Source organism: Tenacibaculum sp. 190524A05c (assembly GCF_964036595.1).
In the GTDB taxonomy this organism is placed as follows: Bacteria; Bacteroidota; Bacteroidia; order Flavobacteriales; family Flavobacteriaceae; genus Polaribacter; species Polaribacter platacis.
On sequence record NZ_OZ038523.1, the window covers coordinates 3,068,259 to 3,092,935 of the forward strand.

23 protein-coding genes are annotated in these 24,677 nt (G+C 32.1%); 9 read left to right on the top strand and 14 right to left on the bottom strand.

Features of this window, described 5'->3' with window-relative positions; translation table 11 throughout:
* Positions 1-4: 4 nt before the first annotated feature.
* A complete protein-coding gene (locus tag ABNT61_RS13450) occupies positions 5-241 on the bottom strand; it encodes an acyl carrier protein (protein WP_075340350.1) in 237 nt (78 codons plus the stop codon).
* Positions 242-409: 168 nt separating this feature from the next.
* Here ABNT61_RS13450 and purN point away from each other — a divergent pair, with 168 nt between their 5' ends.
* A complete protein-coding gene (purN, locus tag ABNT61_RS13455) occupies positions 410-985 on the top strand; it encodes a phosphoribosylglycinamide formyltransferase (protein WP_348743607.1) in 576 nt (191 codons plus the stop codon).
* On the top strand, positions 978-1,616 hold the full coding sequence (locus ABNT61_RS13460; protein ID WP_348743608.1) for a ribonuclease H family protein: 639 nt from the start codon (positions 978-980) through the stop codon (positions 1,614-1,616). The genes purN and ABNT61_RS13460 overlap by 8 nt, the downstream gene beginning before the upstream one ends.
* Positions 1,617-1,619: 3 nt before the next feature.
* On the opposite strand, the gene ABNT61_RS13465 is transcribed toward ABNT61_RS13460, so the two are convergent.
* A complete protein-coding gene (locus tag ABNT61_RS13465; RefSeq protein ID WP_348743609.1) occupies positions 1,620-2,039 on the bottom strand; it encodes a hypothetical protein in 420 nt (139 codons plus the stop codon).
* A gap of 92 nt (positions 2,040-2,131) precedes the next feature.
* Complete coding sequence (locus tag ABNT61_RS13470; protein WP_348743610.1) at positions 2,132-3,343, bottom strand: cysteine desulfurase; 1,212 nt, start codon at positions 3,341-3,343, stop codon at positions 2,132-2,134.
* 92 nt (positions 3,344-3,435) lie between these two features.
* Between ABNT61_RS13470 and ABNT61_RS13475 the strand changes: the two genes are divergently transcribed.
* Positions 3,436-4,758: a serine hydrolase gene (locus ABNT61_RS13475; protein WP_348743611.1), complete on the top strand. Its 1,323-nt coding sequence runs from the start codon at positions 3,436-3,438 to the stop codon at positions 4,756-4,758.
* 70 nt (positions 4,759-4,828) lie between these two features.
* On the opposite strand, the gene ABNT61_RS13480 is transcribed toward ABNT61_RS13475, so the two are convergent.
* The 4 genes from ABNT61_RS13480 to ABNT61_RS13495 all read right to left on the bottom strand — a co-directional run bounded on the left by ABNT61_RS13480 (position 4,829) and on the right by ABNT61_RS13495 (position 12,430).
* Entirely contained in the window at positions 4,829-7,078 is a 2,250-nt protein-coding gene (locus tag ABNT61_RS13480) for an inorganic phosphate transporter (protein ID WP_348710383.1), read from the bottom strand.
* A gap of 79 nt (positions 7,079-7,157) precedes the next feature.
* The gene (locus ABNT61_RS13485) at positions 7,158-8,045 is read right to left on the bottom strand and encodes a metallophosphoesterase (protein WP_348743612.1); all 888 of its coding nucleotides are present in this window, start codon (positions 8,043-8,045) and stop codon (positions 7,158-7,160) included.
* Positions 8,046-8,117: 72 nt separating this feature from the next.
* Entirely contained in the window at positions 8,118-9,560 is a 1,443-nt protein-coding gene (locus tag ABNT61_RS13490) for a DUF5689 domain-containing protein (protein WP_348743613.1), read from the bottom strand.
* Positions 9,561-9,586: 26 nt separating this feature from the next.
* On the bottom strand, positions 9,587-12,430 hold the full coding sequence (locus ABNT61_RS13495; RefSeq protein WP_348743614.1) for a TonB-dependent receptor: 2,844 nt from the start codon (positions 12,428-12,430) through the stop codon (positions 9,587-9,589).
* 189 nt (positions 12,431-12,619) lie between these two features.
* On the opposite strand from ABNT61_RS13495, the gene ABNT61_RS13500 reads away from it, so the two are divergent.
* Positions 12,620-13,633 carry an endonuclease/exonuclease/phosphatase family protein gene (locus ABNT61_RS13500; protein WP_412766918.1) on the top strand — a complete coding sequence of 338 codons (1,014 nt, stop codon included), beginning with the start codon at positions 12,620-12,622 and terminating at the stop codon, positions 13,631-13,633.
* A gap of 28 nt (positions 13,634-13,661) precedes the next feature.
* On the opposite strand, the gene ABNT61_RS13505 is transcribed toward ABNT61_RS13500, so the two are convergent.
* A complete protein-coding gene (locus ABNT61_RS13505) occupies positions 13,662-14,006 on the bottom strand; it encodes a hypothetical protein (protein WP_348743616.1) in 345 nt (114 codons plus the stop codon).
* A 56-nt stretch (positions 14,007-14,062) separates the two neighbouring features.
* Positions 14,063-15,748 carry a single-stranded-DNA-specific exonuclease RecJ gene (gene recJ, locus ABNT61_RS13510; protein WP_348743617.1) on the bottom strand — a complete coding sequence of 562 codons (1,686 nt, stop codon included), beginning with the start codon at positions 15,746-15,748 and terminating at the stop codon, positions 14,063-14,065.
* 52 nt (positions 15,749-15,800) lie between these two features.
* On the opposite strand from recJ, the gene ABNT61_RS13515 reads away from it, so the two are divergent.
* The gene (locus ABNT61_RS13515) at positions 15,801-17,954 is read left to right on the top strand and encodes a T9SS type B sorting domain-containing protein (protein ID WP_348743618.1); all 2,154 of its coding nucleotides are present in this window, start codon (positions 15,801-15,803) and stop codon (positions 17,952-17,954) included.
* 4 nt (positions 17,955-17,958) lie between these two features.
* Here the strand turns inward: ABNT61_RS13515 and ABNT61_RS13520 are convergent, their stop codons facing one another.
* Entirely contained in the window at positions 17,959-18,381 is a 423-nt protein-coding gene (locus tag ABNT61_RS13520) for an OsmC family protein (RefSeq protein WP_348743619.1), read from the bottom strand.
* A gap of 55 nt (positions 18,382-18,436) precedes the next feature.
* On the opposite strand from ABNT61_RS13520, the gene ABNT61_RS13525 reads away from it, so the two are divergent.
* A complete protein-coding gene (locus ABNT61_RS13525; protein ID WP_348741022.1) occupies positions 18,437-19,027 on the top strand; it encodes a carboxymuconolactone decarboxylase family protein in 591 nt (196 codons plus the stop codon).
* Positions 19,028-19,107: 80 nt separating this feature from the next.
* On the opposite strand, the gene mscL is transcribed toward ABNT61_RS13525, so the two are convergent.
* From mscL to ABNT61_RS13540, 3 genes are read right to left on the bottom strand one after another with little or no spacing between them, the layout of a single operon-like run.
* Complete coding sequence (gene mscL, locus ABNT61_RS13530) at positions 19,108-19,521, bottom strand: large-conductance mechanosensitive channel protein MscL (RefSeq protein ID WP_348743620.1); 414 nt, start codon at positions 19,519-19,521, stop codon at positions 19,108-19,110.
* Positions 19,522-19,565: 44 nt separating this feature from the next.
* The gene (alr, locus tag ABNT61_RS13535) at positions 19,566-20,666 is read right to left on the bottom strand and encodes an alanine racemase (RefSeq protein WP_348710366.1); all 1,101 of its coding nucleotides are present in this window, start codon (positions 20,664-20,666) and stop codon (positions 19,566-19,568) included.
* Positions 20,663-21,271, bottom strand: coding sequence for a thymidine kinase (locus ABNT61_RS13540; protein ID WP_348710364.1), 609 nt, complete (start codon positions 21,269-21,271; stop codon positions 20,663-20,665). The genes alr and ABNT61_RS13540 overlap by 4 nt, the downstream gene beginning before the upstream one ends.
* A 100-nt stretch (positions 21,272-21,371) precedes the next feature.
* Between ABNT61_RS13540 and ABNT61_RS13545 the strand changes: the two genes are divergently transcribed.
* The 3 genes from ABNT61_RS13545 to ABNT61_RS13555 are packed head-to-tail and all read left to right on the top strand — an operon-like array spanning position 21,372 to position 23,744.
* Positions 21,372-22,316, top strand: a complete 945-nt coding sequence (locus ABNT61_RS13545; RefSeq protein WP_348743621.1) for a hypothetical protein — start codon at positions 21,372-21,374, stop codon at positions 22,314-22,316.
* A gap of 20 nt (positions 22,317-22,336) precedes the next feature.
* The gene (locus ABNT61_RS13550) at positions 22,337-22,729 is read left to right on the top strand and encodes a DUF6165 family protein (protein WP_348710360.1); all 393 of its coding nucleotides are present in this window, start codon (positions 22,337-22,339) and stop codon (positions 22,727-22,729) included.
* Positions 22,713-23,744 (top strand): DUF3089 domain-containing protein, encoded by a 1,032-nt coding sequence (locus tag ABNT61_RS13555; protein WP_348743622.1) that lies wholly within the window; start codon positions 22,713-22,715, stop codon positions 23,742-23,744. The genes ABNT61_RS13550 and ABNT61_RS13555 overlap by 17 nt, the downstream gene beginning before the upstream one ends.
* 3 nt (positions 23,745-23,747) lie before the next feature.
* Here the strand turns inward: ABNT61_RS13555 and ABNT61_RS13560 are convergent, their stop codons facing one another.
* Positions 23,748-24,632 (bottom strand): Brp/Blh family beta-carotene 15,15'-dioxygenase, encoded by an 885-nt coding sequence (locus ABNT61_RS13560; protein ID WP_348741017.1) that lies wholly within the window; start codon positions 24,630-24,632, stop codon positions 23,748-23,750.
* Positions 24,633-24,677: the final 45 nt, after the last annotated feature.

The following is a 24,677-nucleotide window of genomic DNA, read 5'->3' on the forward strand; positions in this document are numbered from 1 at the left end:
ATTCTTATTTTTTCGCTTCTTCAATATAGCTAATTGCTTGACCAACTGTAGCAATGTTCTCTGCTTGATCGTCTGGGATTTGAATATCAAATTCCTTTTCGAATTCCATAATTAACTCAACAGTGTCTAACGAGTCTGCTCCTAAATCGTTAGTGAAACTTGCTTCGTTAGTTACTTCGTTATCGTCTACTCCTAATTTATCAACGATAATTGCTTTTACTCTAGATGCAATGTCTGACATAATTTTTTAATTTTTAAATTTAAAATCGAGGCAAAAATACAAATCTTAGTTTTTAATTCTAATTTTTGCTCAAAAATGTGGGGTCTAAAATAAAAAATCTTTTTATTCGGACCTCAATCATGTTAATAATTATTGTTTTTTTGCAGTAACTATATAGTGTTGTAGATTATGAAACGAATTGTAATTTTTGCGTCCGGCTCTGGTAGTAATGCCGAAAATATTATTGGGTTTTTTCAAACTAAAAAATCTATTTCTGTTACTCATGTGCTTACTAACAATCAGCGTGCCAAAGTTTTAGATAGGTGTAAAAGACTGAATATCAATAGTTCTGTTTTTAATAAAGAAGATTTCACAGTAACAGATAAAGTGCTAGATTTTCTTAAAAAAGAAGCAGATTACATCATTTTAGCTGGATTTCTATGGCGTATTCCTAGTAAGATAGTTGAAGCTTTTCCTGATAGAATAATAAATATTCATCCTGCATTATTACCAAAATATGGAGGAAAAGGTATGTATGGAATGAATGTACATAAAGCTGTAAAAGACAATTCTGAGAAGGAAACCGGGATAACAATTCATTATGTGAACGAAAATTATGACGAAGGAGCAATCATATTTCAGGCGAAAACAGAACTAACTAATGAAGATTCTCCTGAAGATATTGCACAAAAAGTTCATGATTTAGAGTATAAATATTTCCCAGAGATCATCGAAAAAGTAATTTTAGAGGAAGAAATTGGCTAAAAAAAAGAAATATTATGTTGTCTGGAAAGGCAAAAAACCTGGGATTTATAACACTTGGGAAATGTGTAAGCAGCAAATTAATGGTTTTGAAGGGGCGCAATACAAATCTTTTGCTTCAGAATCTGAAGCGAAATTAGCTTTTAAAAAGACCTTTAATGATTATAAAGGTGTTAATACTAAAAAAGCTACGCTAACCAATGAAGAGCTTGCAAAGATTGGGAAACCTATTTTGCAAAGTTTATCTGTTGATGCGGCTTGTGCAGGGAATCCTGGGATAATGGAGTATAGGGGAGTAGATACAAAAACGAAAAAGCAAATATTTATTCAGGGACCATTTAAAGAAGGTACTAATAATATTGGTGAATTTTTGGCTATTGTTCATGGTTTAGCCTTTTTGAAAAATAAAAAAGCGTTTAACTATCCTATATATACGGACTCTAAAATTGCCATGAGTTGGGTTAAAAAGAAACAATGCAGAACTAATATTACTTTTACAAAAGATAATAAAGAACTACTCGAATTAATTAAACGAGCAGAAGTTTGGTTGAAAGAAAATACGTACTCTAATCCAATATTAAAATGGGAAACAAAAGCTTGGGGAGAAATTCCTGCAGATTTTGGTAGAAAATAAATCCTATTGAATATAACTTCTTAATGTATCAATTATAGCTTTGATTTCTTCAGGTGGATTATCGTCATCGAATTCGCTAGATACATAATTAGTTTCACCAATTTTTATTGCTAATGTAGCACGTAAGGCACCGTCAAAGGCTCTTTTATTGGAAGGAGCTTTAAGCTCCGAAATGTTTTTAATGTTGATCTTGTTAATTAAAGCTTCAAGCTCTTTTCTTTGAGAAGCATTTATCGCATAAGTTTTTGAATTTCCATGAGTCTTATAAAATACGGTATAATCCGATACTGTAATGTTCTCTAAACTACCTCTTGTTTGTGCGTTAAAAACAATTTCTTTTATGGATTCTTGAGTAGAATTGGATTTTTGGGAAACACAACTCAGTGTGCTTAATATGATAATAAGGGAAATAAATGCTTTCATTTTTATAAAATTAAAAAAAGCGCCATACGAATATGACGCTTAAATATATAAATCTTTTTGTGTTTTATTACCAATAGATTCAAGTCGGTTTATTAACTCAGCATCATTTTTGCTTTTTTAACTGCAGCTACTAATGTGTCAATTTCTTCTGTTGTATTGTAAAAAGATAATGACGCTCTAACTGTCCCAGGAATTTTAAAATAATCCATAATTGGTTGGGCACAATGATGGCCTGTTCTTACTGCAATTCCTAGTTTATCTAAAATACTTCCTATATCATAAGGATGGATTCCTTCTATATTAAATGAAATCACAGAAGTTTTATGAGCAGTACCATAAATTTTTAAACCTTCTATTTGAGATAACGCTTCTGTAGCGTAGGCTAAAAGTTCATTTTCTCTTTGTTGGATAATATTAAAACCAATAGCATTCATATAATCTACTGCAGCTCCAAAAGCAATTCCTCCGCAAATATTTGGAGTTCCTGCTTCGAATTTATGAGGCAATCCTGCATAAGTAGTTTTTTCGAAAGTTACCGTTTCAATCATTTCTCCCCCACCTTGATATGGAGGTAATAATTCCAATAATTCTTGTTTACCGTATAAGATTCCAACACCTGTTGGTCCGCACATTTTATGAGCAGATGCAACATAAAAATCTACATCTAATCCCTGAACATCTGGTTTTATATGCGGACAAGCTTGCGCTCCATCAATTAAAACATATGCTCCAAATTTATGCGCTTTATGAATTATAGTTTCAATAGGATTTATTGTTCCTAATGCATTTGAAACATGATTACAGAATACAAGTTTTGTTTTATTGCTTAATAACTGATCAAAAACATCCATTTGAAGTGAACCATCGTCATCCATAGGAATTACCTTTAAAACAGCACCAGTTTTTTCACACATCATTTGCCAAGGAACAATATTTGAATGGTGTTCTAATGCAGATACGATAACTTCGTCTCCCTCTTTTAAAATAGATGAAAAACCAGAAGCAACAATGTTTACACTTTCCGTAGTACCAGCAGTCAAAATTATCTCATAAGAATGCTTAGCATTAAAGTGTTTTTGAATTTTGATTCGCGCCTCCTCATACTTATCTGTCGCTTCTTGACTCAACGTATGTACTCCACGATGAATATTTGCGTTATAGTTAGTATAATAATCAACAATGGTACCGATAACTTGCGTTGGTGTTTGAGAAGTAGCACCGTTATCAAAGTATATTAATGGTTTACCATGAACTTTTCTTTTTAATATTGGGAAATCTTCACGGATTGTATTAATGTCAAACATGAAAAAATTAATTTATAACAAAAATAAGGCTATGTTCTCAAACGAACAATCAAACACTTAAATTCTTACATTTGTCTAAAAAGTACACTTATATGAAAATTTTAAAGAAAAGTCTATTATTGCTTTTCACCATTTTACTTCTAGCAGTTTTTTACAATTACCCAAAATTGAATATACTCGCTGGATATTCCTCAAAAATGACGGGTTCTTCCGTATTTTTAGCTAAAAGAAATTTAGCATTTACAGATAGCACCGATACTAATTTTTCTCCAATTGATTTAGCACATAACAGTGTAGATGAAAAATCTAAAACAGCGAAGTCTTCTGCTTTTGGTCTATTGACTAGAAAATCGGTTTACAGAGAAGGTTTTGGAAATGTGTTATTAGTTGACGGAGTAGAGTTAGATAAATCGATGTCAATACCTCAGAGGTCTGTACCGAATAATTCTACTGAGTTTCCTTATGGAAATGCAGAACCTAAAGATTCTGTTTTTGCAAATATTGATTATGATAAGCTGAATTCTACAGTTGCGTCAATGTTTAATGATGTGAATAAAACTAGAGCCATTTTAGTTATTCATAAAGACAAGATTATTGCAGAGCGTTATGATACAGGTTTCAATAAGGAATCTTTATTACTTGGATGGTCAATGACTAAAAGTATTACGAGTACTTTATTCGGAGTTTTGCAATGTCAAGGAAAAATGGATGTTTATGAAAAAGCTCCATTTGAAGAATGGAAGAATGATGAGAGAAAGAATATTACCATTCATAATTTATTACAAATGAATAGTGGTTTAGAATGGAATGAGGATTATAACTCTATTTCTGATGTTACAAAGATGTTGTTTTTGACAGAAGATGTTACTAAAATTCAAATTGATAAGCCTTTAGTTGGAAAGCCAAATGAAACTTGGAATTATTCATCGGGAACTACAAATGTTTTATCCGGGATATTAAGGAAACAATTTAAAACTCATAAAGAGTATTTAGATTTTTGGTATACGGGATTAATAGATAGAATTGGAATGAACTCAATGGTTGTGGAAACCGATATGAGTGGAAACTATGTTGGTTCTTCATATGCATGGGCAACTGCGAGAGATTGGGCGAAATTTGGTTTGTTGTATTTGCATAATGGTAATTGGAATGGAGATGCTTTATTCGATAAAGATTGGGTGAAATACGCAACAACTCCAACACCTACATCTGATGGATGGTACGGAGCACAAATTTGGTTAAATGCTGGTGGTAGATATCCTGATGTTCCAAAGAATATGTTTTCTTTCAACGGTTATCAAGGGCAGAATGTATTTATTTTACCTGATCAAGATTTAGTTGTTGTAAGATTGGGATTAACCAAGAATGCAGATGTAAACAACTTCTTAAGTGGAGTCATAAATTCTTTCAAATAAGAATAAAGAAATAATCATAAAAAAAAGCTCGAGTTTAACTCGAGCTTTTTTATTTTTTAGAATGATAATTTTATAAAGTCATTTTAGTGCTTATGTAAAACTCATTATAATTATCTAATAGGTTTATTAACGCAGATACTAAATCTTGAGTTTCTAAAAGAATACTAAAGTATAAAGTGGTATTCTTTGGACTCGTTTCATATGTACGTATGCGCTCTACTTGTCTTTCAATTGAATTAGATACTTCTTTTAATAATTCTTTTTTATCAACTAAGATGTTGTTTAAATTATCAAATTCTTTTGCTTGGAAAGCATTACTAATTCCTTGAAGTAATTCGCTTAACTTATTATCAATATATTTTAAATCTTTTAACTGAGATTTTTTAAGATTCTTATGGTTATTGTTAACGTGTTTATACGTTGATTTAGAAATATAACTTATAGATTGTGCTACATCTTGTAAATGACCAAGAATCAAAATATAGAACTTACTTGCTTGCACAGAAGTATCATCTAATGATTTAATAAAATAGAAAACTCCACTTTTCAAGCTTTCAATTTCATCATTAAGTTTATCTACATGCTTTTCAGTTTTTCTTAGTTTATTTAAATCGTGTGTAGCTAAATCGTTTACTACGTTTGAATACAATTTGTTTACTCTGTCTGCAACATTTGCAATATGTCCAGAGCTTTCTTCAATTACTTCATTAATTGAAATCAATTCAGCTCTTTCAACAAATTGTTGTTGTTTTTCCTCTTTAGATTTTTTTCTGTATTGTAAAGTAGTTCTTACTAGCATTCCAATTACAACTAGTAATAACACAGGAATCATTGCAGTATGCCAATAAATTAAAAAGGCAACAATACCAGCAGCGGTAAATGCAATAATAGCAGTTAAGAACCAACCACCAATTACATTGATAACTCCAGCTACTCTATACACTGCACTTTCTCTTCCCCAAGCTCTATCTGCTAATGAAGTACCCATAGCAACCATGAAAGTAACATAAGTTGTAGAAAGAGGTAATTTCATTGAGGTAGCAATAGAAATTAAAATACTAGCCATTATTAAGTTTACAGAGGCACGAACTAAATCGAAAGCCGGTAGTTCGTAAGTTTTATCTTTTGGTAACTTAATTACAGGTTTTTCAAATTTCGAATTGATATAATCTTGTGTTTTAAGAGGAATAAGTTTGTTTAATCCCATATTTAAAAACATTGCAGCTCTAACTACAACACGAGACATATTGTTTGGCTGAAATTTTTCATGTCCATCTCCTTGACGAGAAAGGTTAATTCCAGTTTCTATTACCGCACGTGCTTTTTTCGAAGTCCATAAAGTAACAACCATAATAGCACCAGCAAGCAATAATAGTAATGTGTTTGAAGGAACTTTCTTAGCTAAAATTCCCATTGAAAATTCATTTGCTGCTACCCCAGATGCTTCCCAAGCGTCGTAAGAATTTAAGGCTGCAATAGGAACACCAATAAAGTTCACTAAATCGTTTCCAGCAAAAGCCATCGCCAAAGAGAAAGTTCCGATAGCAATAATAGCGGTTAAAATATTTATTTTTAAAACTTTAATTAATAGATAAGAAATAGCAGACCATATTGCAAACCCACCAGCTATAATCATGGTCGTATTTCCTTCTACAATATGCTTTATACTTCCGTAAAAATCCGTTCCTTTTAATCCTTTAATAATGATGAAGTATGTAATTGCTGTAATTGCAAAACCTCCAAAAAGAGCATTAATATAAGTTGGTCTGTTCTCAAAGTTGAATGAATAAATCAATCTAGAGAAATATTGAACAATCGCACCAACAGAAAAAGCTACAATTACGGAGAGTACAATCCCTAATATAATTTTTGTGGCTTGTTCATTATTAATATAATTCCAAATTTCTGTAATAGATTCATCATTAGCTGTGATTTTAAGCAATGCAATAGCAACAGCTGCTCCTAATAATTCAAAAACAATCGAAACTGTGGTTGAAGTAGGCATTCCTAAAGAATTAAATATATCGAGTAATAGAATGTCCGTAATCATAACTGCCATGAAGATGTACATGATTTCTTCAAACATGAACATATTTGGATTGAAAATTCCTTTTCGAGCTACTTCCATCATTCCACTAGAAGTAACAGCACCAAAGAATACACCAACACTGGCAATAATCATAATGGTTTTAATAGGAATAGCCTTAGAACCAATTGCTGAATTCAAAAAGTTTACGGCATCGTTACTAACTCCTACAACTAAATCTAAAATTGCAAGACCAGCTAGAGCTACTAACATTAAAATATATGGATCTCCCATTTTAATACATTTAAAACTTGGCAAATGTATAAAGCAATGCTTTTTGGTATGTTACCTTAATGTTATGAAATCGGTATAGCTACCTATATTCCTCAATATTTTTAGGCCCTTCGAGAATTGATTTTACAATTTTCATTGTCCCATTTTCCAAAGTGGTGAAATGCCATTTGATGAGTGTTATTTCATAGTCTTCTATTTCCAATCCAGTAATGCATCTTGGATGAACGCAGCTGCCTGAATTAAAGTAAGGCATTTCATTAGGTTGAGGGAAGCGAGGTCGGTGGGTATGACCAGTAACAACAGTCTGATTACTATTATTTTTAATCCACTTTTCAATATGTCTTTCTACTTTAATAAGTTCTCTAAAATTTTGAGCAGGACTTGTAGGGTCTTTAATTCCCAATATTTGGAGTGGTTTCCATAAAAAACGAACTAAAAACCTGCTTAGTTTCCAAAATCGATAATTAAACCAATCCGCTTGATGTCCATGCATTAAAAATAAAGCTTGTCCGTTATTATTATTTTCCAGAATTATTGATTCGGAGAAAGAAGCATTAGGCATGAGTTCCAGATGTTCACCAATGGCTTCCTCGTAGTAACTTGATAAATTTCTTGAAACATTTTTTGGGTTCTTATAATCCATATCATGATTTCCCCAAATAAAATGAAGTCGATTAGCATCATGGAATTTTTTCAATAACATGAAAACATCTTTATTTTCTTGAAAAACAGTGTCGAATTTGTTTTCCCATAGTTCGTCTCCATCACCAAGCTCTATATAGGTAAAATCGTCATTTAAATATTGAGATAAAGCATAATTGAAAATACTTCTGTTTCTGGCAAAATCATCAGCAAAACTATTATCACCTCTATGACAATCAGAGAATAATATATACTTCGAATTATTGTTGAGTGGAAGTTTCTTTGCTTGTTTAAAAGCTCGATTGATTCTAGTATTCGCAGACATTTTTCTTTTTCATAAAGATGCATAAAAAAAGCCGAGTTTTAAAACTCGGCTTTTTTTATAAAGTTATTAGGATTATTTTCCTGTTACTTTGATATTGTCAATATGGTATCTAGTTTCCATGTTATCAGCAGAACCTAAATATTTAAATGCTACGTGAACATCTCCACTTAAACAAGAAATATTGATTGAAGAAGATACGAAATCTCCAAATCCACCATCTCCAGTTGGAATGTTAGCATCTATTTGAACCCACTCAGTAGTAGTTGGATCTCCAGTATAGTTTTCTGTGATGAATGCAGTTAATACTTTACCGCTCTCAAAGTTAGCAGAAACGTCGAAAGTTAATACTTCTTCAGTAGTTCCGTCTAAGTTAATAGCTGGAGTTACTAACCAAGCTTCCATTGGATCTTCACCTGTTCCGAAAGCAGAAATTTTCATATATCTGTTTCCACTGAAAGAACTGTCTTCATATCTCTCGCTTCCTCCAGATACGTTAACGTTTGTCCATCCTAAACCATCTAATTGAGCTTCGTTAGTGATTGTTTGGAAATCTTCTTCGAATACTGTAACATCAGTAGAAGTAGCACCTGTACAATCTAATACGATAGGATCACATCTCTCAGAGTTAGAAAAATCTAATTCAACAGGGTTGTTTGCTATTAATACGAAGAATTCAGCTCTAAAGTCTTTAGCTAAAACTCCAGTAGCAGTACCTTGTCCTTCTGGTAATTTATTAGATTTAAAGCTAGAGAAAGTACTTGTTTGTAATGGAATAGTAGCTTCTGTTTCACATTCGAAAATAGTTCTAAAACCATCAAATTCATCATTAGGCTCTCCAGCAAAAGTTTTTCCTAACTCTTCTTTATCAAACTGTGCAGACGGTAAACTAACTAAAGTATTAACGTGCTTTTGCTCAATTTCTCCAATTTTAATTTCAGTAGGAACGATTGTAGCTAACTCAGTAGATTTTACTAAAGCTCTTCTTTGCTCTTCAGAAGTGTAAGGAATATCGTCAACTCTATTTTCGTTAGATAATAATCCTAAAGTAAATACTCCAGGAACAGTGTTTGTTGGATTAATAAAGCTAGTGCTTTCTCCATCATCATAAGAAACAGTTAATCCATCTAATCTAATGTAAACTTTTCTTCCGATTTCGAAAGATTCACTTAAAGAACTGTTGTTAACTAAAAGCTCGATACCTGCAGTTGGGTTTTCCGCTGCATCTTGAATAACTAAAGTTCTGAAGAAGTTACCAGCTGCATCACTAGAAACAACATAACCTGTAACATAAGTTGGGTTGTTTTCATCAGCGAAATACGTAAGAGTTAAATCTCCGTTACTGTTATATGCTTGAATTAAATCGTTATGAACTTTAGCAACTGTAAACGAAGTAGTAATGTTAGGCTCCTCAAGTTTTATATTCGGAGTTTCGAAAGAATTATCTTCAACACAAGAAATGATAGTGATTGAGAAGATAAAAAATGATAAAATGCTTAATATTTTATTAGTTTTCATTTTTTTCTATTTAAAAGAATATTTTATTAAAATCTATAATTTAAGTTAACGAAGTAAGTAGTTCCTCTACCATACCAGTATTTATTACCAAAAACAGGTGTGTCTAATGCTTTATCATCTCTTAATTGACGATAGTTAGCGTTTCTTCCTTGCTCAAAACCACCAGTTCTGTATTCACGGTTGAAAATATTTCCTATACTAGCAAATAAACCAATATATTGTCTATTTCCAACTTTCCATGATTTACCACCTACAGCATTTACTACCATATAGTCGTTAAATCTTTCTTGTCTTAATAATTCTCTAGCAATTGACTCGTCGTAATCTGTAAAAGGTACTCCACCGTCGTCCGCAAAGTTACTACTTCTTGTTAAAGGAGCGATATCTATGTAAGTGTCATTGAACACGTTAGCTGTTGCTCCGAACCACCAGTAATCAGGGTCTCTATATTCAAATCCGAATGAATATGCTTTTTGAGGTCCACTTGCTAATCTGTAATTTTTAAGATTTGATTGTCCAAAATCTTTAACACCAAATTCATCAGCATCAGAATCTCCTACGAAATCTTCAGAAGCAATAAATAAGTTTGGATTATTATTATAAGTGTACTGACCGATATTTGCAGCACCTTTTAATTTTAAAGTTTGAGTTAATTTTAAATCGATTCCAAACTCAGCTCCGATATGTCTTTTCTCAATACCTTGTAAAGTTTCTTGTACAAAAGCAGTGTTGTCTCCACCAATACCATCAGCGAAAAAGAAAGAAGTTTCAGTTGCGTCTTTAATTCCAGTGTAGTATGCTGTTGCTCTAGCTTGAAGAATTGGAGTTCTAACAATATAACTAGCATCTAATGATAATACTTTTTCACTAGTAATACCTTCAACGATAGCGTTGTTTTCTCTTGAGTTAGCAAACGTATTTCTTAGAGTTGGTGCTTTAGTTAAATAACCAGCGTTAAAATCTAAGATATGACGACCAGTAATTTTATAAGTTAAACCACCTTTTGCTCCCCAGTTTGTAAATTCTTGCTTTTCAGATTTTCCGAATGACGTATCGATAAACCCTCCGTTTTGGAAATTTCCATCTCTTTGGTGAGATGTTCTAGAAAGACTACCTGCTAGGAAGAAATCAACTTTGTTAAACTTGAATTGAGTTTGAACAAATCCATTAATTACTTGAGAAAGTAAATCAAAATCATATTTGAAACGATCTCCTTCTTGAGCTAAGAATAATGGGTTTAATAAGTTATTTTGTTTTAAATCAAATGAAGTAATTCCATTGTTGATATCGTCTTGGTCAGCTTGCGCGAAAGTATCAACATCTAAATATCCTGAACCACCTAGTAAATCGATAATTTCTGCAAAATTTTCTGATTTTTGAGATGTATAATTAACAGAAGCGTTTAATGAAATATTATCTGTTAATTCAGTATTGAAAATCGTATTAATTGTAAAACGATCATCTTCGTTTCTGTCTTCATATAAAACATATGCAGAGTTTCCTCCAGTTACAGAAGCAGCGTTGGCAGCATAAAGCTGACTCCAATCTAGCTGTCCGTTTCTAGCGAAATCTTGGTACATACCAAAAACATCTGGTAAACCTTCTCTTACTCCATAACTAGGAAGTTTTTGGTAGTAAGTAGGATCAGGATTCGCAGTTGCTAAGTTTGTAATAAATGGATTTCCGTCACCATCAAGAACACCATTTTCAACTCTTGCTCCGTTAAAGTCAATTCTACTGTTTCCTATTCCTCCAAATTGGTAAGAAACATTAGTGTTTAAAGTTGTTTTTTCGTTAATGTTCCAGTAGTGGTTTAACATGATAAATGGCTCCTCAACATCTTTAATTCTTGAGTTTCTAATTTTACCATTTTGGTATCCCCAGTAAGGATTGTATTGAATTCCTTTAATATCAATTACTTCCTGTGTGTTTGGTGCAGCTTTACCTCTTCTATTAGAAGCGAAAACTGATGTAAAGTTTAAGCTGTGTTTATCACTAAATACTTTTTCGATAGAAGCAAATGTTGAATATGCATTGTAAGAAGATCCGTCAGCGAATCCTTCATCAGCAATTCTTCTACTTCCAGAAAAAGCAAATGCCCAACCATCATCCATTAATCCAGTAGCGTATGTTCCCATAACTCTATGAACATAACTTCTGTTTGAAGAAGCGTAAGAAACTCTTCCACCTTTTCTATACTCAGAAGCTCTTGTACTAATATTATTAGAACCTAAAACTCCACCAAAAGTAAAGTTAGAAGGAGCTAAACCGTTAGTAAATTCTTGATTTCTCAACACATCGTTTAAACCTCCCCAGTTTGCCCATTCTGGTCTTCCTGTAGAAAGTTTGTTCATTTCGATACCGTTGATTAAAAGTTTTGCGTTGTCAGAGTCTAATCCACGAATTCTAAAGAAAGAAGAGCTAAATTCGAAGGCAGCTGTTCTTAAATATACATCTCTAGATGCTTGTAATAATCCAGAAATGTTATCTGCAGCAGTTGTGTCATCATTAAGTTCGTCATCTGTAATAACGATAGTACTTAAGTCTTGATCTTCAGCAAACTCATCTTCATACATGTAGATTATACCTAAGTCTACCATACTTCCTGATAAACTTACAGGATAGTTTTGAGTTTCATAACCATCCTTTTTTATTACAATAATGTGCCTACCATCAGGTAAGTTTTCTAAAGTGAAAGCCCCAATAACATCAGTTGTTGTACTAATGTTTTTCCCTTCAACACTTATAGAAACACCTTGTAATAATCCTTCGGAGCTGCTGTCTTTCACAACCCCTTTTACAATGTTCTGAGCTGATAATCCAAAAGAAATCATCAAGCTAAATAACACTGATAGAGTAAATTGTTTCATAAATTGGTCTAAAATTATTTTTAATAAAAAATGCGCACAAAATTAGGCTTTTAAGAAAATGCCAATGTTAACTTAATATTAACATTTCAAATTGTTAATAACTAACATAAATACGGCCTGAAAATTGTATTATTTTTGCCGAGTTAAATTAAAATAATGAGAAGATTACTGTTGTTAAGTGTATTGTTAATGAGTTGTTTATTCGTTAACGCACAAAAGAAGTATAAAATTAGAACCGTAGCGTTTTATAACTTGGAAAACTTATTTGATACCATTAATGATACGTCTAAAAACGATGAGGCGAGTCCAATGATGGAGTTAAGAACGAACAAATCTAAAGTATATTGGGATAAAATTGATAAGCTTGGAGAAGTCATCAGTCAGTTAGGAGAAGAGAAAGCGAAAACAGGTCCTGCTATTTTAGGAGTTGCAGAAATTGAGAACAAACAAGTACTAGAAGATTTAGTAAAATGCGAGCGTTTAAAAAAGATGCGTTATGGAATTATCCATTTCGATTCTCCTGATAAAAGAGGGATTGATGTTGCATTATTATATCAACAACGGTATTTTAAACCAGTAGATTACGAAGCTGTAAATCCAAATATATATTCGAACAATAGAAAAGTATATACACGTGATATATTAAAGGTTTCAGGGTATTTAGATGACGAGTTGGTACATGTTATTGTAAATCACTGGCCATCTAGAAGAGGAGGAGAAGCGAAAAGTAGTCCTTTAAGAGAAAAGGCTGCTTACAAAGTGAATAAAATCATTGAAAAGATTAGAGAAGAGGACAAGAATGCTAAGGTCATGATCATGGGAGATTTTAATGATGATCCTATGAACAAATCTTTTAAAGATGTTTTAAAGACTAAAGCGGAGAAGAGTGAGGTTAGAAAAGGAGATATTTATAATCCATATGAACAAATGTTTGAAAAAGGATTGAATACAACTGCTTACCGAGATAATTTAAGTTTATTCGATCAAATATTATTTACATCTTCTTTATTAAACAAGAAAAGTTCTAAAGATTTTTCTAGCTATAAAATGTTTAAATCAGGAATATTCAACAAACGTTTTATGGTACAAAACAAAGGTAGATATAAAGGATATCCGTTTAGGAGTTTTTCAAACGGACAGTATACTGGAGGATACAGTGATCATTACCCAGTTTATATATACTTAATAAAAGAAAAGAGATAAATAGAAACCCAGCTTAAAAGCTGGGTTTTTAGTTTTTACAGATTTCAGTTAGATAATTGTTTAATCGTAATTGAAATAAAGTACCTCTAAGTAAGTCTTCTATCTGTCCTAATTCAATGGACGAAACAGCTAAACTAACTTTGTTTGAAGGAGTTTGTAACAATATAGATCGGCAATTTTCTCCTAATTGGCATTCTGAACATCTTTTTTGAATTTTGGAGTCAATTATTTTTTCTAGGAATATTTCAATCTCATCTTCTGTAAGATGGAATCCTGTATCTCTAAATATAACTTGGGTTAGAAAAGATTTTGAATTAACCCATCGAAGAGATATTCCTATTTTATTTTCATATATTTTTAGTATTTCTTCCATAATCGGTTTTATTGATTATGAAACAAATATAGCTATTTAGATTTAGTCTAAATAAATTATTTTAAATCTTTTAATTGTAATTGCAATGATGTGCGTCCATTCCACGTGTTTTCATCTAATTGATAAAGGATATCGAAATCATTATTAATATGATCTATTTTATCACCAAGACTAAATCCAATAGCATTTATCACACTTTCTGGTTTCCCTTGAAACAAACTTAATTTTAAATGTGTTTTATCTTGACCAACACGTTTTCCATATCCATTATCTCTTACAGATGAACTTTTAAATATTGGTTTTCTGTTCTCTGGTCCAAAAGGAGCCATTTGTTGTAATATCCTATAAAATTTTGGAGAGATGTCTGAGAACTCAAGTTCGGTATCAACAACAATTTCTGGAGTTAGAAGGTCTTCATCAATTGAATTTTTAACCACCTCTTCAAACTTGTTTTTAAAACTTTCGTAATTCTCAGGTAGGATTGTTAATCCTGCTGCATATTTGTGTCCACCAAATTGCTCTATAAACTCTGAGCATTTATGAAGTGCATCATAAACATCAAACCCTTTTACAGATCTTGCAGATGCAGCAAGTTTTCCTTCACTTTTTGTAAAAACAATTGTAGGTCTATAATAGGTTTCTGTTAAACGAGAAGCTACAATACCAATTACACCCTTATGCCAGTCTTCATCGTAAACAACTGTGGTGAATCTTTCAATTTCATCGTTTTCTTCAATTTGAACTAAAGCTGCAGCTGTAATTTCTTTATCTAACTCTTTACGATGACCATTAAATTCTTCAATTGCAGTTGCTATTTCTGAAGCTAATTCTTCATTTGATGAGGTTAGTAATTCAACAGCATAATTCGCATGTTTAATTCTACCAGCAGCGTTAATTCTTGGAGCAATTATAAAAACAACATCAGAAATTGTAAGTTCTTTTTTCTCGAGATTTTTGATTAACGCATGAATTCCAATTCTAGGTTGTTCGTTTATTACTTTTAAACCATAATACGCTAAGATTCTATTTTCTCCAGTCATCGGTACAATGTCCGCAGCGATGGCAGTGGCAACTAAATCCAGTAATGGTAATAATTCATCAAGTTCTTTATTTCCTTTAGAAGCCAGTGCTTGAATTAATTTAAAACCTACACCACAACCACAAAGTTCTTTATACGGATATTCACAATCCACTCGTTTTGGATTTAAAACTGCCGTTGCTTTAGGGATTTCATCTCCTGGTTTATGATGATCACAAATTATAAAGTCAATTCCTTTTTCTTTTGCATATGCTACTTTTTCAATTGCTTTTATTCCACAGTCTAATGCAATAATTAAACTAAAATCATTGTCAGCAGCAAAATCAATTCCTTGATATGAAACACCATATCCTTCTTTATATCTATCAGGGATATAAGTTGCGATGTTTGAATATTGCTGTTTCAAATAGGTGTACATTAATGATACTGATGTAGTTCCATCAACATCATAATCTCCATAGATTAAAATCTGTTCGTTGTTTTGAATGGCTTTTTCAATTCGAGATACCGCTTTTTCCATATCCTTCATTAAAAAAGGATCATGTAAATCTTCTAAAGAAGGTCTGAAAAAGTGTTTGGCTTCATCGAAAGAGGTAATTCCTCTTTGGACTAAAATAGAAGCCAATTTCGTGTTAATAGATAATTCATGAGCTAATTTTTTTGTAGTTGCCGAATCTGGCTTTGATTTAAGTTTCCATCGCATAATTTTAAAAAACGTAAATTTGTTTTAACGGGTAAAAGTAATTCATTCATATATGAAATCAAAGAAACTGATATTTGGTGTTGTTGTTTTATTGTTGTTTCAGTTCAAGGTTTTATGTCAAAATAAGCCTCCCGTTTTAACTGCATCAGGTGATCAAGTATATTGTCCTTTATCACAAATCCCGGTAGTTACAAGTTTTAATATCACAGATGAAGATGATACCACAGTTGAATTCTTTTCAATTCAAATTTCATCTAATTATGATTCAAATAGAGATATTCTTCGGTTAATAGGAAGTCATCCAAACATCGTTTCGACATGGGATGATAGAGAAGGTAAATTAACTCTTAATGGAATTGGAGGTAGTTCAATCTCACATTCAGATTTGATTAGTGCTGTCAATCAAGTTGTTTTTGAAAGTACAAATCAGAATATCTCTGGAGAAAAATTATTTTCATTAACCATTGGAAATGCAAACTATTTACCCTCAACTCAACATTATTATGAGTTTATTCCAGATGTAGGAATTTCTTGGTCTCAAGCGAAAACACTTGCAGAAAATAGAACATATTTTGGATTGCGAGGATATTTAACAACAATAACTTCTTTAGACGAAGCTAATTTTGTTGGAGAACAATCAAGCGGAGCAGGTTGGATTGGTGGCACAGATGAAGAAACTGAAGGAGTTTGGAAATGGGCAACAGGTCCGGAAATGGGAACCGTTTTTTGGAATGGAAATGCATCAGGATCTTCACCGAATTTTGCATTTTGGAACAAAGACGAGCCAAACAATTTTAATGGTAATGAGGATTATGCTCATATCACAGATGATTCTGTGGGAACAATAGGTTCTTGGAATGATTTACCCTTAAATGGAGATACAGGTGTTTATGAGCCTAAAGGATATATTGTTGAATATGGTGGTTGGCCAGATGATCCGGTTCTTAATATTTCTGCAATTACACGAATCTATTTGCCCGAAATTACTACCGTATCAGAAGGTTCAACTTGTGGGTCAGGTTCCGTTACACTTTCAGCTACTTCCTCTGGAGGAACTATTTTATGGTATGATAGTGCAGTTGGAGGAAACTTAATGGGAACAGGAAATAATTTTACGACACCAGTTTTAAATACGTCTCAAAATTTTTATGTTACAACAACCGTTCCTGGATGTACTTCTTCCTCTAGAGTTGACGTGTTGGCTACTGTAAATACATTACCAACTATAACAAGTACTGAAAACGGTTTTGTTTGTGGTAATTCCGGAACAGTAATTTTGAAAGCTACTCCATCTGAAGGAACAGTTCGTTGGTACGATTCGATTTCGAGTACTACACCAGTTTTTGTTGGTAATAACTATGAAGTAACTATTAGTTCTAATATGGATTATTTTGTTGAAGCGGTAAATTCAAAAGGTTGTGTTTCTTCTGGGAGGACTACCGTTTCTGCTACAGTTAATAATGCTGTTCCTGATTTTGATATAGAAGAACGTAATATTTTGTGTTTAAATACGGGGAGTTTGGAACTATCAATTACCAATCCATCAAGTGTAAATAATGTATATACTTGGACGGATGAAGAAGGGAATTCAATCTCCAGTTTAGAAACAGCAAGCATTACTAAGTCAGGAATTTATTTTGTTCAGGCGACTTCAACTTTTGGATGCAAATCAGAAATTAAAGAAATAGAGGTTATAGAATCTGAAATAGCTTCAATTAAAATCGAACAAATGTTCATTGCTGATGATTCAGATAACAATTCCATTCTAGTGAATAATGAAAGCTTAGGAACAGGAACATATGAGTTTTCTTTGGATAACATCAATTATCAAGATGATGGTTCCTTTCAAAACCTACAGCCTGGAATTTATTCACTGTATATTAGAGATAAAAAAGGATGTGGAACTGCGATTTTTGAGTTTTCTGTATTCAATTATCCTTCATTCTTTACACCAAATAATGATGGTGTTAAAGATAAATGGTTTGTAGAAGGGTATAATAGACAAGAATATACCTCTTCGAAAGTCCAAATCTTTAATAGATTCGGAAAACTGTTGTATCAAACTTCAGAATCTAGTCAAAATTGGGACGGAACCTATAATGGAAATATTCTACCTTCAGATACGTATTGGTTTTTAATAGAAGTAACTGATAAAAGTGGTAGAATAATTCAGAAAAGAGGACCTCTTAGTTTATTGAGAAAATAAATGCTTAGGAATTAAAGATAATTTCAGTAGTTACGGTTGCAAATTGTCTGAACATTTCCATAACTCCACAATACTTATCTATTGATAAACTAACCACTTTTGTTAATTTTTCTTGATCGAGATCCTTTCCTTCAAAAAAGTATTTTACATGAACTTTATCATAATATTTCGGATGTTCATCTGTTAAGTTGGCTTCAACAACTATTCTTAAATCTTCAAAAGAAGTTCTCATTTTTTCAGCGATCATAACTACGTCTAAACCAGAGCATCCAGCTAAAGATGATAGCATTAATGCTTTTGGAGATGCTCCGACTTCGTTTCCTCCATTTACAAAAGAGGTGTCCATTAAAACCTGAGCTCCGTTAGGATTATCGCTTTTAAATAATAAATTTTTCTTCCATTCTGTAGTTACAATATTCGATGCCATATGAGATTTTTTTCGTTACTTGTGTCGAATTACAAAACTACTTAAAAAATAAATTATGCCATTAGTTACACCGTTAGATCCTAATCATGATGAGGAAACAAAAAGGTTGTCAGACTTTTATAATGAAACTTTAGGTTTCTGCCCAAACTCGGTATTGACAATGCAAAGAAGACCAGATATATCTAAAGCATTTATTAACTTAAATAAAGCAGTAATGGCTAATCATGGTCGCGTTACTTCTGCATTAAAAAGAATGATTGCTTGGGTAAGTAGTAATGCTACAGGTTGTAGATATTGCCAGGCTCATGCTATTAGAGCTGCAGAGCGTTATGGAGCAGAACAAGAAAAATTAGATAATATTTGGGAATATAAAACTCATCCTGCTTTTTCTGAAGCAGAAAGAGCTGCGTTAGATTTTTCATTAGCAGCTTCAGTAGTACCAAATGTTGTTGATGAAACAATTAAAGCTCGTTTGTATGAACACTGGAATGAAGGCGAAATTGTTGAGATGTTAGGTGTTATTTCATTATTCGGTTACTTAAACCGTTGGAATGACTCTATGGGAACAAGTATTGAAGATGGTGCGGTTGAAAGTGGAGAACAGTATTTAGGAAAACATGGATGGAATAAAGGAAAGCACGTATAATCTGTTTTCAAAAATTCTATAAAAAATAAAAGCTCGCAATTTGCGAGCTTTTTTTATGTAGTAGTTAAAAGAAAAACTAATTAGTTTTTCTTTAATAAGTCTCTAATTTCAGCTAATAACTCTTCTTGAGTAGGACCTGCTGGTGGAGCTGGTGCTTCCTCTTCTTTTTTCTTCATGGCGTTAACACCTTTTACAATCATAAACATTACAAATGCTACAATAATAAAATCGATAACATTAGTAATAAATTCACCGTATAATACAGCAACTTCACCACTAACTTTACCTGTTAAATCATCTGCAACTCCTTCTTTAATTACATACTTTAAATTTTTAAAGTCAGCATTAAATAAAAGTCCGATTAAAGGAGAAACTATTCCTCCTGTAAATGAAGCAACAACTTTGTTGAAGGCAGCACCCATTACGAAACCAACCGCAATGTCTACTAAATTACCTTTCATGGCAAAGTCCTTAAACTCTTTTAACATTCCCATATGTTTTTGTTTTTGATTATTTAGAAGGGTAATTTAAGAAAAAATTAACGTTTCACCAATCTTTTGATTCTCTGCGATAATGCAGTTAAGATCTCGTAAGGAATGGTTTCACATTTATGAGCCATATATTCAATATGCTGTTGATGATTAAATACAATTACTTCGTCACCTTCTTTACATTCAATTTTAGTTACATCTGCCATTATCATATCCATACAAACATTTCCGATAATTGGTGCAGGTTGCCCATTGATAATTACGAATCCGTTTTTATTTCCCAAGCGTCGAGAAATTCCGTCTGCATGGCCAACTGGTATCGTAGCACTTTTGGTAACTTTATTTGCCACAAAAGCTCTGTTATATCCTACGGTTTCACCAGGTTGAATTACATGGATTTGAGAAATAATAGATTTTAGAGTGTGCGTATTTTTTAGTTGGGCTGTTTCGTTTGGTGTATTACTAAATCCGTATAAACCAATCCCTATTCTTACCATATCAAATTGTGCTTGCGGATAATGTACAACTCCTGATGTATTTAAAATATGAATCATCGGTTCGTAACCAAGGTGAGAATAAATTTGCTTTACGATATAAGCAAAATTATTAATTTGATTCACCGTAAATTCTTGCTCATTTAAATCCTCACTTGCTGCTAAGTGTGAAAAGATAGACTGTACAACAACGTGATTTGTTTTCTTTAATTCTGAAATTATATTTGGAATATCAGTATGCCAGAAACCTAATCTATTTAATCCAGTATTGAACTTTATATGAATTGGGTAATTCATTAAAGGAACCTGATCTGCATATGCCAAGAAAGCTTCAAAAATCTTAAAGTTGTATAAGTTTGGTTCTAATCGATATCTAACAATATCTTCTATATTTTGAATTTGAGGATGTAAAACCAATATTGGAGTATCAATACCCGCTTCTCTTAATGCGATACCTTCACTAGAGTAGGCAACAGAAAAATAATCAACGTGATCTTTTACAATCTTAGCTATTTCAACAGCTTCACTTCCATATCCAAAAGCTTTTACAACCGCTAATATTTTAGTTTGTGGTTGTAATTTTTGTTTGAAAAACTGAAGATTATGCAAAACTGCATTTGCATCTATTTCTAAAACTGTTACATGATTATTCATTCTTCCTCCTCTATTTTTTGAATACTTTGTTCTTTTAGGGCTTTATAGTAAGCGGCTCTACTTAGTGGTTCGTATTCTTGAGTTTCCCCAAGCATAACAATGTTTTCTCCTTCTGCTTTTCTAAAGCTGTAATGTGCTAAATTTCCTGTTCTAGTGCATACCGCATGAACCTTAGTTACGTACTCTGCAGTAGCCATTAGTGCTGGCATTGGGCCAAACGGATTTCCTTTAAAATCCATATCTAATCCTGCTACAATTACACGAATACCTCTATTTGCAAGATCATTACAAACAGCAACTATTTCATCATCAAAAAATTGCGCTTCGTCAATTCCTACAACATCAACATTATTCGCTAATAATCTTATGTTAGCAGACGCTGGTACCGGAGTAGAACGGATTCTATTATCATTATGAGAAACTACTTCTTCCTCATCATAACGAGTATCAATTGCAGGTTTAAAAATCTCAACTCTTTGCTTTGCAAATTTCGCTCTTTTTAATCTACGAATAAGTTCTTCGGTTTTGCCAGAAAACATTGAGCCACAAATTACCTCAATCCACCCAAATTGTTCTGTATGATTTACTGTGTTTTCAAGAAACATTTTGTAATTTTAATGCTCAATTAGTTATTTTTGCTTTGCTTTTAACAAACAACAAATTTATTAAAATTTAAAGGCAAAAATTAAAACCTACAAATAACTTATGCACAAAAAATTAGCGTCTGATTTAACTAGTTTAGCACACAGCATCTTACAGATGAAAAATAAAGAAGATGTTTTAGCACTTAAAGAAAAAGCATACGAGGTTTATGAAAAATTAGCGCTTTTAGCTTATGTGGAAGAGTATATAAATACAACTCCACAAGCAAAAGAAACGAAAGCAGAGCTAATTGAAAAAATTGAGCAGTCTTCTGTGATTGCAAAAGAGACTGAAGTATTGGTTGCCACTGATAAGTCAATTGTAGAACAAGAACAGGTTCAACTTGCTGAAGAAGTAAAGGAAGAAGTTATTGAATTAGTGGAAGAGTCTCTTGAAGAAACAATTGTTGAAACTCAGCTAGAGAGTCCAGTTCAGGAAGAAGAAATCGATACACCAGAAAATTTAACAGAAGAGATTCTTGAAGAAGAGGTTGTTCAGGGTGAAATTGATCAAGAGGAAAATAAAGTAGATGAACCTGTAGAAGAGGTGGCAGAAACAAAACAGGTTGTTGAAGAAATTGTAGAACAACCATTCGATGAATTAGAAAACCTATTATTTGGTGAAGAAGAGATATTTGTAGAATCACCAGATGCCAAGAAAATAGAAGATCATGATGCTCAACCAACTTTGGAAGATGAGCTTCAAGATACATTACCTGTTGATGTAATGGCTGATTTATTTCAGAAAGTTGAACCTCAAAAAACGGTAAATGATTTATTGCAAAACACAATTAAAATCGATTTAAATGATCGTATTGCTTTTGTAAATCATCTATTTGCAGGAGATCAAGCTAACTTTAATAGAGTGGTGTCTCAATTAAATACCTTTAAGACAGAAAAAGAAGCAAAGAGTTTTATCAGTAAAATGGTAAAACCTGATTATGACTGGAGTGATAAGGAAGAATACGAAACACGTTTATTAGAAATTATTGAGCGTCGTTTCGCGTAAATTTATTTTAAGATTATTATATGAAGATAGAAGTATCTAACGGAGAGATAGTAGATAAGTACACGATTTTAGAAATTAAACTTTCTGAAATTAAGGATGAGAAGAAATTAGCTAATGTTCAACATGAATATGATGTGTTGAGTCCAATTATTGAACTTATCTATAATGAAGTATCGGACAAATCTAAGTTGAAAGATTTACATAATAACTTGTTAACCATTAATAAGAAATTATGGAAGATCGAGGATGATATTCGTGAGTGTGAACGCAAAAAAGATTTTGGACAGACTTTTATCGATTTAGCTCGAGCTGTTTATTTTACTAATGATGATAGATCTGTAGTGAAGAAAGATATTAATATTCTTACAGGTTCTGATTTAGTTGAAGAAAAATCATATGAAGATTACACATAAATTAATTTCATTAAGAAAACTTTACTTTTTACTTTTTATAGTTGTTTTTTACAACTGTAAATCTACTTACAAAACTCAGGCATTTTTAACTCAGAATATTCCTCCTAAGCCGGATTATAACCTAGAGAGTTCTTGGGCGGTTTTACCTTGGAAATACACAGATGATTTTAAAGTTTATGCATCTAATCAATTAGATACATTAAAGGCAGATGTATTTTACGTGTATCCTACATTAATTACAGATAAAAAAGATACACGTTGGAATGCTCCAATTACTGACGTCGAACAAAATGAAACCGTTGTAAATAAAGCAGTGTTAATGCAAGCATCTGCGTTTGCTTCTTCTGGAAAAGTTTATGTACCGTTTTATAGACAAGCGCATTTACGTTCATATAAGCTATATAAAGAAGGGGGAAAGGAAGCTCAAGAATTAGCATATTCGGATGTAAAAAGTGCTTTTGAGGTTTACTTAAAAAAGTATAATAAGGGTAGACCTATAATAATGGTAGGCCACAGTCAAGGAACCACACATACATCAAGATTGTTAAAGGAGTTTTTTGATGGAAAACCATTACAAAAACAACTCATTGCCGCTTATATACCGGGTATCAGAGTTAAAACAAAAGATTTTAACGTTTTGAAAGTAATGAATTCACCAAATCAAACTGGTGGATATGTTTCTTGGAATACCTACAAGAGAAACAATTATCCTAAAAAAGATAAAGATTGGTATAAAGGATGTGTAACTACGAATCCAATTACTTGGAACGATTCCAATACGACTACATTAAATCAACATAAAGGCTTTTTATACACAAACGGTAAAATTTACAGTAAAGCACTAACTGTTGAAATTACAGATGGATTAGTTTGGAGTACAAATCCAAAATTTCCATTGCGTTTTTTCATGTCATTCTTAAAAAATTATCACGCGGGAGATATTAATTTATTTTGGCAAGATATCAGAGAGAATGCCAAGTTACGCGTTAATACTTGGTTAGCTACTGAACAATAAAGGTTAGTAATCTTTATCCAATCTTGAAATTATCCATACGTGTGGAAATGTTATGCATGCCAATAAAATAAAAAGTATAGGTGTAAAGTAAGTCTGATTTTTACTAAACAGAAAGTAAATAACTCCTAATCCTATAATTGAGATCAACCAGTATACAAAGGAAGATCTTAAGTACTCTCTAAAACTTGATAATTTATAGTTACCATATAGATAATTAACTTGTCTTATTAGAGACGGTATACTATGCCAAAACACAAAGTAAATTGCAAAAGACCATATCAAAGAAGCAGTTCTAAAGATTACGTAAAGAATTAATAAGTAAAAGCTTTCTTCAATTACTTTTAAGAGAGTAACTGTTTTGGTTTTCAAATGCAATAAAAACGAAATTACAATTAAAGAAAGTGATATGTAAAAAAAGTTTCTAAAGAATATATATGGTATATCTATATCAGTAATTTCTTTAATTATAGTGGATACAGACGAATAATTTGTATAAAAAATTATAGAGAATAAGAGTAAGCCATGAAATAGATAGGTAAATGAGGCCACTACATTTATTCTTTTAATTGTATTTGATAAATGTTCTTCACCAAAGTGATAGCCACTAAAAAGAACAAATAAGGTTAAAGCAATCATTGGAAAAAAGTAGAAGATTACACTGGTTCCTAAAACAAATAGAACATATATAGAAAGAATTTTGATAAAGAACGATTTCTTAAGGTTTACATACTTACGCTCAACTAATTTCAAATCGTTTGAACCGTGAATAATGCCAAATGATAGGATTAAAATATAGGCAAGAAAATTTTCAACTTCGTAACTGAAGAACACTGCGATCCAGAGAGAGAAGAATGTAGCTACTATTATAAAACTCTTGTAATCAGTCATTAAAAAAATATTTTGTTCAACATTTTTTATATAAAGTTAAACATT

Excerpts from the sequence above, each read along its gene's own strand:
- ABNT61_RS13525 (WP_348741022.1), top strand. The coding sequence starts at position 18,437 with ATGCCATTAGTTACACCGTTAGATCCTAATCATGATGAGGAAACAAAA.
- ABNT61_RS13475 (WP_348743611.1), top strand. The coding sequence starts at position 3,436 with ATGAAAATTTTAAAGAAAAGTCTATTATTGCTTTTCACCATTTTACTT.
- ABNT61_RS13480 (WP_348710383.1), bottom strand. The coding sequence starts at position 7,078 with ATGGGAGATCCATATATTTTAATGTTAGTAGCTCTAGCTGGTCTTGCA.
- recJ (WP_348743617.1), bottom strand. The coding sequence starts at position 15,748 with ATGCGATGGAAACTTAAATCAAAGCCAGATTCGGCAACTACAAAAAAA.
- ABNT61_RS13485 (WP_348743612.1), bottom strand. The coding sequence starts at position 8,045 with ATGTCTGCGAATACTAGAATCAATCGAGCTTTTAAACAAGCAAAGAAA.
- ABNT61_RS13505 (WP_348743616.1), bottom strand. The coding sequence starts at position 14,006 with ATGGAAGAAATACTAAAAATATATGAAAATAAAATAGGAATATCTCTT.
- ABNT61_RS13555 (WP_348743622.1), top strand. The coding sequence starts at position 22,713 with ATGAAGATTACACATAAATTAATTTCATTAAGAAAACTTTACTTTTTA.
- ABNT61_RS13550 (WP_348710360.1), top strand. The coding sequence starts at position 22,337 with ATGAAGATAGAAGTATCTAACGGAGAGATAGTAGATAAGTACACGATT.
- ABNT61_RS13540 (WP_348710364.1), bottom strand. The coding sequence starts at position 21,271 with ATGTTTCTTGAAAACACAGTAAATCATACAGAACAATTTGGGTGGATT.
- ABNT61_RS13490 (WP_348743613.1), bottom strand. The coding sequence starts at position 9,560 with ATGAAAACTAATAAAATATTAAGCATTTTATCATTTTTTATCTTCTCA.
- ABNT61_RS13495 (WP_348743614.1), bottom strand. The coding sequence starts at position 12,430 with ATGAAACAATTTACTCTATCAGTGTTATTTAGCTTGATGATTTCTTTT.
- ABNT61_RS13560 (WP_348741017.1), bottom strand. The coding sequence starts at position 24,632 with ATGACTGATTACAAGAGTTTTATAATAGTAGCTACATTCTTCTCTCTC.
- alr (WP_348710366.1), bottom strand. The coding sequence starts at position 20,666 with ATGAATAATCATGTAACAGTTTTAGAAATAGATGCAAATGCAGTTTTG.
- ABNT61_RS13545 (WP_348743621.1), top strand. The coding sequence starts at position 21,372 with ATGCACAAAAAATTAGCGTCTGATTTAACTAGTTTAGCACACAGCATC.
- ABNT61_RS13465 (WP_348743609.1), bottom strand. The coding sequence starts at position 2,039 with ATGAAAGCATTTATTTCCCTTATTATCATATTAAGCACACTGAGTTGT.
- mscL (WP_348743620.1), bottom strand. The coding sequence starts at position 19,521 with ATGGGAATGTTAAAAGAGTTTAAGGACTTTGCCATGAAAGGTAATTTA.
- ABNT61_RS13470 (WP_348743610.1), bottom strand. The coding sequence starts at position 3,343 with ATGTTTGACATTAATACAATCCGTGAAGATTTCCCAATATTAAAAAGA.
- ABNT61_RS13515 (WP_348743618.1), top strand. The coding sequence starts at position 15,801 with ATGAAATCAAAGAAACTGATATTTGGTGTTGTTGTTTTATTGTTGTTT.
- ABNT61_RS13500 (WP_412766918.1), top strand. The coding sequence starts at position 12,620 with ATGAGTTGTTTATTCGTTAACGCACAAAAGAAGTATAAAATTAGAACC.
- ABNT61_RS13520 (WP_348743619.1), bottom strand. The coding sequence starts at position 18,381 with ATGGCATCGAATATTGTAACTACAGAATGGAAGAAAAATTTATTATTT.
- purN (WP_348743607.1), top strand. The coding sequence starts at position 410 with ATGAAACGAATTGTAATTTTTGCGTCCGGCTCTGGTAGTAATGCCGAA.
- ABNT61_RS13450 (WP_075340350.1), bottom strand. The coding sequence starts at position 241 with ATGTCAGACATTGCATCTAGAGTAAAAGCAATTATCGTTGATAAATTA.